The 7618-nt window shown below is 69.3% G+C and carries 6 protein-coding genes; 2 read left to right on the top strand and 4 right to left on the bottom strand.

Going from position 1 to position 7618, the window contains the following annotated elements:
- Window positions 1-378: 378 nt before the first annotated feature.
- The 4 genes from ppk2 to hemA form a co-directional block, all read right to left on the bottom strand.
- Complete coding sequence (gene ppk2, locus O0J15_RS19755; protein ID WP_019661160.1) at window positions 379-1161, bottom strand: polyphosphate kinase 2; 783 nt, start codon at window positions 1159-1161, stop codon at window positions 379-381.
- A 75-nt stretch (window positions 1162-1236) separates the two neighbouring features.
- Window positions 1237-2940 carry a tetratricopeptide repeat protein gene (locus O0J15_RS19750; protein ID WP_308306157.1) on the bottom strand — a complete coding sequence of 568 codons (1704 nt, stop codon included), beginning with the start codon at window positions 2938-2940 and terminating at the stop codon, window positions 1237-1239.
- A gap of 5 nt (window positions 2941-2945) precedes the next feature.
- Window positions 2946-4028: a peptide chain release factor 1 gene (prfA, locus tag O0J15_RS19745; RefSeq protein ID WP_308306156.1), complete on the bottom strand. Its 1083-nt coding sequence runs from the start codon at window positions 4026-4028 to the stop codon at window positions 2946-2948.
- Complete coding sequence (gene hemA / locus O0J15_RS19740) at window positions 4006-5289, bottom strand: glutamyl-tRNA reductase (RefSeq protein WP_111099050.1); 1284 nt, start codon at window positions 5287-5289, stop codon at window positions 4006-4008. Before hemA ends, prfA begins: the two co-directional genes overlap by 23 nt.
- Window positions 5290-5352: 63 nt before the next feature.
- Between hemA and O0J15_RS19735 the strand changes: the two genes are divergently transcribed.
- Together O0J15_RS19735 and lolB are read left to right on the top strand one after the other, a co-directional pair.
- Entirely contained in the window at window positions 5353-7038 is a 1686-nt protein-coding gene (locus O0J15_RS19735) for a tetratricopeptide repeat protein (RefSeq protein ID WP_308306155.1), read from the top strand.
- The coding region (gene lolB / locus O0J15_RS19730) for a lipoprotein insertase outer membrane protein LolB (protein ID WP_308306154.1) at window positions 7035-7618 on the top strand (584 nt) is incomplete at its 3' end. The genes O0J15_RS19735 and lolB, both read left to right, overlap by 4 nt.

Raw genomic sequence — 7618 nt, 5'->3', positions numbered from 1 at the left:
CCCCCCCCCCCCCCCCCCCCCCCCCCCCCCCCCCCCGCCTTCGACAGATCTCTACGATCTGTCGGAATAGCGCCTGGGGTCAGATCCGTTTTCCGCAGGAAAACGGATATGACCCCGAATTGATTCGAGATCTGAAAGAGATTCATCCACGCATGGCGTGGATCTACCAGATCGCAGAAATCTGTCAGAGGCGGGGCGGTGTCGGAGTGCGGGGTGTCAGCCGCATGGATGCGGCTGCCAAGCCTACATGGACGTATTTACGGCGTCCCCCGCAAGCGGACCCACCCTGCCTACCCACAGGAAACCCGCTTCTGCTTCGGCTGTTGCTGTTGCCTTGGTTCGTAGCAGGTGCAGGGCCGCAGGCCCTGCCGACCCACCCTATTCCTCGACCGGGAAGTCCTCGATCGGCTTCAGCACATCGTAGTGCTCGCGATGCAGCTTGCCCTTCAGCTTCGGCAGCTCGGGCAACGGTGCATCCACCCGCGTATCGGGCAACCGGTCCAGCAGGTTGCGCACCAGCGTCAGCCGGCCCAGCCGCTGGTCGTTGAAATCCACCAGCGTCCACGGCGCCGCCTCGCGATGCGTCGCGCGCAGCATCGCCTCGCGGGCTTCGGTATAGGCGCTGTACTTGCTGCGCGATTTCAGGTCCACCGGGGACAGCTTCCAGCCCTTCAGCGGATCGAGGTGGCGCTCGGCGAAGCGCTTCTCCTGCTGCTCCTGGTCCACGCACAGCCAGTACTTGAACAGCAGGATGCCGTCGTCCACCAGCAGCTGTTCGAACACCGGCGCCTGGCGCAGGAACTGCTGGTACTCGGTCTCGCTGCAGTAGCCCATCACCCGTTCGACGCCTGCGCGGTTGTACCAGCTGCGGTCCATCAGCACGATCTCGCCGGCGGCGGGCAAGTGCGAGGCGTAGCGCTGGAAGTACCACTGCGTGGCTTCGCGGTCGGTGGGCTTGGGCAGTGCCACCACGCGGCACTGGCGCGGGTTGAGGTGCTGGCTGATGGCCTGGATCGCGCCGCCCTTGCCCGCCGTGTCGCGCCCTTCAAACAGCACCAGCAGGCGTTGCCCGCTGTGCTGCACCCAGCGCGCCATGGCGGTCAGCTCGAGCTGCAAAGGCAGCAGCAGTTCGTCGTAGTCCTTGCGCTTGAGCTTGGCCATCGTCACACCCGCGGGGAGGAAGCCCGAGCGTAGCGCAGGGGCTGCCCAGGCGATGTCGACGCTACCTGGTCGCGCTTACCCTGCTGCGCCCGTCCAGCCGTTCTCACGTGCCAGCTGCTGCACCAACGCTGACAGATCGCGGGCAAACCCGCCCATGTCGAACAGCCCGCTGCGCTCGCGCGCCTGTGCCAGTTCAGCGCGCAACGCGGCCAGCGCCGCCGGGTCATTGCCCAGCGCGCTGGCAGTGGTGATGAACGCCGCATCGTCGGCGACATTCATCCGCGCCAGCCCCAGATGGTGGTTGAGGCTGCCGGCCACGCGCGCGGCGAACGTGTCGCCGGGGCAGGTCAGCACCGGGCAGCCGGCCCACAGCGCGTCGGACGCGGTGGTGTGGGCGTTGTACGGATGCGTGTCGAGGAACAGGTCGGCCAGCTGATAGCGGGCCAGATACTGCGGATGCGGCAGTTTGGCCATGAACACCAGCCGCGTTGGGTCCAGGCCAGCGGCCTGTGCGGCGCTGCGCAGGCGGGCGTCGGCATGGCCGGGGCCGGACAGCAGCCACAGCACGCTGCCGGGCACCGCCTGCAGCACTGCGAAGGCGCGGCCCATGCTGCGCGGGTTGAGCTTGTAGCTGTTGTTGAAGCAGCAGAACACGACGCCGTTTCCGGGCAACCCGCACTCGGCGCGGGACGGTGCCGGCTCCAGCATGCGGGTGTTGTCCGAGGGCTGGAAGGCACGCGGCAGGCGCAGCACCCGTTCGCTGTAGTGCGGCTCCAGTGAAACTGGCAAAACGAAGCTGTCGCCGATCACGGCATCCATCCACGGCGCCCCGGACGTGCCGGGGTAAGCCAGCCAGTTCAACTGCAGCGGGGCAGGGCGCATCGCCAGTACCTCCGGCGTGCCGCCGCCGCCCCAGCCGCGCAGGTCGAACAACAGGTCGATGCCCTGTGCGCGGATGCGTGCGGCAGTGTCTGCATGGCGCAGGCCAGCCACATCATGCAGCTGTGTGGCCGTCTGCAGCCGCTGGCGGATGCGGCTGCCGTCGTCGCGGTTCAACGCGAACAGATGCAGCTGCAACGCCGGGTCATGACGCAGCTGCTCGAACAGGGCCACGGTCAGCAGCCCGGTGGGATGGGCGCCAAAACCATTGGAAAGGAAACCGACGCGCAGGGGGCCGTGCGCGCGCACCTTCACGGCAGGAAGGGGACGTACCCCCGAAGCAATCACCGCGGCGCGCGCGCGCGCGCAGGCCAGCTGTTCGGCTGCGGTGGCATCCTCGCTGAGGAACGCGAACGGTTCGACCATACCCTGGCCGCTGGCCAGTGCGCCACGCACTTGTGTGGCCAGTGCGTCCACGTCCTGCCAGTCGCACAGGCGGCGCTGCCAGGCCAGGCGCTGGGCGGCGATATAGGGTTCGCCCGGCATCAGCGCATGCGCGCGGCGATAGGCCGTCGCCGCCCCTTCGGCATCATCGGCATCTTCCAGCGCATGGCCCAGCCACAACGCGATGCCCGGGTGCTGCGGGGCCAGTGCCGAAGCCTGGCCCAGCAGCACCCGGGCATCGCCATGTGCGCCGGCCATCCAGGCCACGCGGCCCAGCCGCGCCAGCGCTTCGGGGTGGTTGGGGCGCAGTTGCAGTGCGCGTCGTGCGGCCTGCTCGCCGGCAGCGATGTCGCCGGCTTCCAGTTCCAGGTCGGCCAGCATCACCCAGGCCACGAAGTCGCCGGGCTGGCGCGCGATCGCCTGCTGCAGGTGCTGTCGCTGCTGCCAGGCCGTCATCGTGATCAGTCCGCCGACAACTGCGCCAGGGCGTCGACCTGGTGTTCGTGGCTGAGTCGCTGCAGCAGCGGGTCGAGGTCGCCGGCCAGGATGTTGGGCAGGTCGTACAGGGTCAGGCCTTCCACGCGGTGGTCGGTGATCCGGCCCTGCGGGAAGTTGTAGGTGCGGATGCGCTGGCTGCGGTCGCCGCTGCCAACCTGCAGGCGCCGCGATTCGGCCTGCGCCGCGTCCTGGCGCTGGCGTTCGGCATCGAGCAGCTGCGCCTTCAGGCGCTTCATCGCCTTGTCGCGATTGGCGTGCTGGCTGCGTTCGGTCTGGCATTCCACCACTACGCCGGTCGGCAGGTGGGTGATGCGGATCGCCGACTCGGTCTTGTTGACGTGCTGGCCACCGGCGCCGGACGAGCGGAACGTGTCCACCTTCAGGTCGGCGGGGTTGATGACGATGTCATCGACTTCGTCGGCCTCCGGAATGATTGCCACGGTGGCCGCCGAGGTGTGGATGCGGCCCTGCGATTCGGTGGCCGGCACGCGCTGCACGCGGTGCGTGCCCGATTCGAACTTCAGGCGCGAGAACGCTCCCCGGCCGACCACGCGTGCCACCACCTCCTTGTAGCCGCCGTGCTCGCCCGGGCTGTCCGATTCGATCTCGACCTTCCAGCCCTGGCGCTCGGCATAGCGGGCGTACATGCGGAACAGGTCGCCAGCGAAGATCGCGGCTTCGTCGCCGCCAGTGCCGGCGCGCACTTCCAGGAACAGGTTGCCTTCGTCGCACGGGTCGCGTGGCACCAGCAGCAATGCGAGCTCCTGCTCCAGCGCCTGCAGGCGCGCCTGCGCGGCGGCGATCTCCTCGTCGGCCAGCTCGCGCAGATCGGGATCGGCGCGCATGCCTTCGGCGGCGGCCAGGTCGGCCTTGGCACGGGCTTCATCGGCCAGTGCAGTGGCAACCGGTTCAAGTTGGGCGAATTCGCGCGAAAGGTCGCGGAAACGGGTGTTGTCGGCGACCACATCGGGTTCGGCGAGCAGGCGTTCCAGTTCTTCGCGGCGCTCGGCCAGCGCTTCCAGCTTACGGCGCAGGGTCGGCGTCATCGGGTCTCACGGGTGGGTGGCGGTAACCCGGCGTGGCCGGGAACAGGCGCTCGGCGGCGCGGGTCAGGTCGGCATCGCCACTCAGCGCGGCGGCGCGCAGTGCGGCGGTCGGCGGGTGCAGCAGGCGGTTGGTCAGGCCGTGGGCCAGCAGTTCCAGCACTTCGTCGGCGGGCTTGCCGTTGGCCAGCTGCTGGCGCGCGCGCTCCAGCAGCTCGGCACGGGTGGCTTCGCCGAACGCGCGCAGCTGCCGCAGTGGTGCCTGGTGGGCGCTGGCCTGCTGGGTCTCGATGAAGCGCGATACCTGCAGGTCGATGATCGCCTCGGCCTCGGCAGCGGCCTCGCGGCGGCCACGACGGTTGTCTTCCACCGCGCGTTCCAGGTCATCGACGGTGTAGAGGAAGGCGTCGTTGAGCGTGCCGACCTCGGCTTCGATGTCGCGCGGCACGGCCAGGTCGAACAGCAGCATCGGCTTGTGCCGGCGTGCACGCAGGGCCTTGGCCACCATCTCGCGATGGATCACCGGTTCGCGCGCAGCGGTGGCCGAGAACACGATGTCGGCCTCGCCCAGGTGACGGTCCAGTTCGGTCAGCGGCAGGGCCACGCCACCATGGCGGCTGGCCAGTTCCTGCGCGTGGGCCAGGGTGCGGTTGGCGATCAGCAGCCGCCGCACCTTGCCTTCACTCAGGTGCCGTGCAGCCAGTTCGATGGTCTCGCCGGCACCGACCAGCAGCACAGCGGAATCGTCCAGACGGGCGAACGCGTTCTGTGCCAGGCGCACGGCCGCCGAGGCCACCGACACCGGGTTGGTGCCGATCTGGGTATCGGTCCGCGCACGCTTGGCCACCGAGAAGGTCTGCTGGAACAGGCGGTCCAGGCGCTGGCCGAGCAGGCCATGGTCGCGCGCGGTCGACCAGGCGTCCTTCACCTGGCCGAGGATCTGCGGTTCGCCCAGCACCATCGAGTCCAGCCCGGTGGCAACGCGAAACAGGTGGCGCACAGCTTCGGCATCGGCATGCTGGTACAGATAGCCCTGCAGGTCACCGGCCTGGCTGCGCAGCCACTGGTCCAGCGCCTGTGCCGACTCGGCCACGGCGTACAGTTCGGTGCGGTTGCAGGTGGACAGCAGCACCGCCTCGGCAATCTGCGGGGTATCGCGCAGCGAACCGAGCGCGCGCGGCAACGCCTCACCGGCGAAGGCCGCGCGCTCGCGCAGCTCCACCGGCGCGGTCTGGTGATTCAGTCCGAGCACCCACAGGGTCATTGTTCAGTTGCTTGCGATAAGCTGCTGGCCATTGGACGACATTTTAAGGCCCCGATGCCGACGATGCCCGCATTGATTCGCATCCCCAGTGTTCTGCTGCTGTCCCTGGCCTGCAGCCAGGCCCTGGCGGCGGTGCCGGCCAAGGCCCCTGTAAGGGCCCCGGCCACTGAGGAACTGGCGCTGGAACCGGTGATGGCCGGTGAGTTCGCGCTGCAGGCCGGCAAGCTGGCCGAGGCGGCGCGCTGGTACCTGCAGGCGGCCCAGCAGACCGACGGCGACGCCGGCCTGGCCGAGCGCGCGACCCGTATCTCCATGCTGGCCAACGATGATGCCAGCGCCGCCAAGGGCCTGGCCCTGTGGCAGCAGCGCGCCCCGCGCTCGTTGACCCTGCGCAGCGCCGCCGGTGCGCTGGCCATGCGCCAGGGCGATGTGAAGGCTGCCCGCACCGAGCTGCAGGCGCTGCTGGCCGACCCCGACGAGCGCGGCTGGAAGTTCGCTCTGGCCGCGCTGATCGGCGGTGGCCGCGACCCGGCGGTGCCGGCGCAGGTGCTCGGCGAGCTGGTCGATGCCAATGCGATTCCGCCGAAGATCGAGGCCTGGCAGGAGTTCGGTCGCCTGGCCCTGCGCATGGAAAAGCCCGAGCTGGCGCGGCGGATGATCGATGAGGTGGTCAAGCGCTTCCCGGAAGAGCCACGTGTGGCACTGCTGCGCGCCAGCCAGTTGCAACAAGCGGGCGAGACCGACAAGGCGCTGTCGCTGCTGCACGATGTGGAGCCGAAGACGCGCCAGGACCCGGAACTGCGCAATGCGGTGGCCATCGCCTACGACAGCCTGGGGCAGCCTGCTGCGGCCGAGCGCGTGCTGGCGTTCGGCCCGCAGGACGTGCAGACCTGGGGCATGCGCGCCTCGCTGCTGGCCAAGCAGGGCGACAAGGCAGCGCTGTCCAATCTCTACAACGAACTGTCGCGGCAGGCGGCCAAGCCGGACCCGGCGCAGCGCCTGCTGCTGGGCAAGATCGCCGAGTACCTGAAGCGCTATCCGGAGGCGGTGCAGTGGTACCACAGCGTGCCCGGCGGCGATGAGCTGAGCGAAGCACGCCTGCGCGCGGCCAATGCCCAGGCCCTGGCCGGGCGCCTGCCGCAGGCCCTGGATGAAGTGCACGCGATCCAGTCCGATGCGGTGGTCGATGACGATGTGCGTCGCGACGCCTATCTGCTGGAGGCTGAACTGCGCCAGCGTGGCGATGACAGTGCCGGCGAACTGGATGCATTGGCCCGCGGCCTGGCCGCCTACCCGGATGACAACGGCCTGCTGTACGCCCGTGCACTCGCCTGGGAGCGCCGCGACGATATCCCGCGCGCCGAGGCCGACCTGCGCAAGATCCTGGTGACCGACCCGGAAAACGTGCCGGCCCTGAATGCCTTGGGCTACACCCTGGCCGACCGTACCGGCCGGCTGCAGGAAGCGCTGGAGCTGATCGACCGCGCCCGCGTGGCCGAACCGGACAACGCCGCCATCGTCGACAGCTATGGCTGGGTGCTGTATCGCCTGGGTCGCAAGGAAGAAGCACTGGTGCAGCTGCGCCGGGCCTGGACCCTGGCCAAGGACCCGGAGATCGCTTCCCACGTTGGCGAAGTGCTCTGGGTGCTGGGCAAGCATGACGAGGCCCGCCACTTCTTCGAAGAAGCGGCCAAGCTCGATCCTGAAAACCGCGCGCTGCTGCGCGCCCGCGAGAAATTCAATCCATGAGTGTTTCCCTGATCCGGCCGCTGCTGTTGGCGGCCGTGACCCTGGCGGTGACCGCCTGTACCAGCGTGGGCACGCAGAAGACCCCGGCGCCGGCGGTGGTCGAGGTTGTTTCAGCCGAAGCGGCGCAGGCCGAGGCGGCGCGCGTGGCCGCGCTGCAGGCACAGCCGGACTGGGCTTTCCAGGGCCGGGTCGCGGTCAGCAAGGGCAAGGACGGCGGCAGCGGACGCATCGACTGGAAGCAGGAAGGACGCCGCTATGTGGTCGAGCTGAGTGCGCCGGTGACCCGGCAGAGCTGGAAGCTGGCCGGCGATACCCGTTCCGAAGCCGGCCGCCTGGAAGGACTGGCCGGCGGGCCGCGTGACGGCGAGGACGCCCAGCAGCTGCTGCTGGAAGCGACCGGCTGGGATATACCGGTCAACCAGCTGCCGCAGTGGATCCGTGGCCTGGTGGCCGGCGATGCTGCCGGTCCGGAGAAGGTCGAGCGCGACGCTGACGGCCGGCCGCGTCACATGCAGCAGATGGGCTGGCAGGTGCAGTATCTGGACTGGTACCCGGCCGAGGCCGGACGCGGGGGGGGGGC

The sequence above is a fragment of the Stenotrophomonas sp. Sm10 genome, assembly GCF_030985515.1.
In the GTDB taxonomy this organism is placed as follows: domain Bacteria; phylum Pseudomonadota; class Gammaproteobacteria; order Xanthomonadales; family Xanthomonadaceae; genus Stenotrophomonas; species Stenotrophomonas hibiscicola.
The sequence above is the reverse complement of the archived record's forward strand: the minus strand, read 5'-3'. Positions and strand labels throughout refer to the sequence as shown.

Coding starts and splice junctions, on each gene's coding strand:
- ppk2 (WP_019661160.1), bottom strand. CDS start 1,161: ATGGCCAAGCTCAAGCGCAAGGACTACGACGAACTGCTGCTGCCTTTG.
- O0J15_RS19750 (WP_308306157.1), bottom strand. CDS start 2,940: ATGACGGCCTGGCAGCAGCGACAGCACCTGCAGCAGGCGATCGCGCGC.
- prfA (WP_308306156.1), bottom strand. CDS start 4,028: ATGACGCCGACCCTGCGCCGTAAGCTGGAAGCGCTGGCCGAGCGCCGC.
- hemA (WP_111099050.1), bottom strand. CDS start 5,289: ATGACCCTGTGGGTGCTCGGACTGAATCACCAGACCGCGCCGGTGGAG.
- O0J15_RS19735 (WP_308306155.1), top strand. CDS start 5,353: ATGCCCGCATTGATTCGCATCCCCAGTGTTCTGCTGCTGTCCCTGGCC.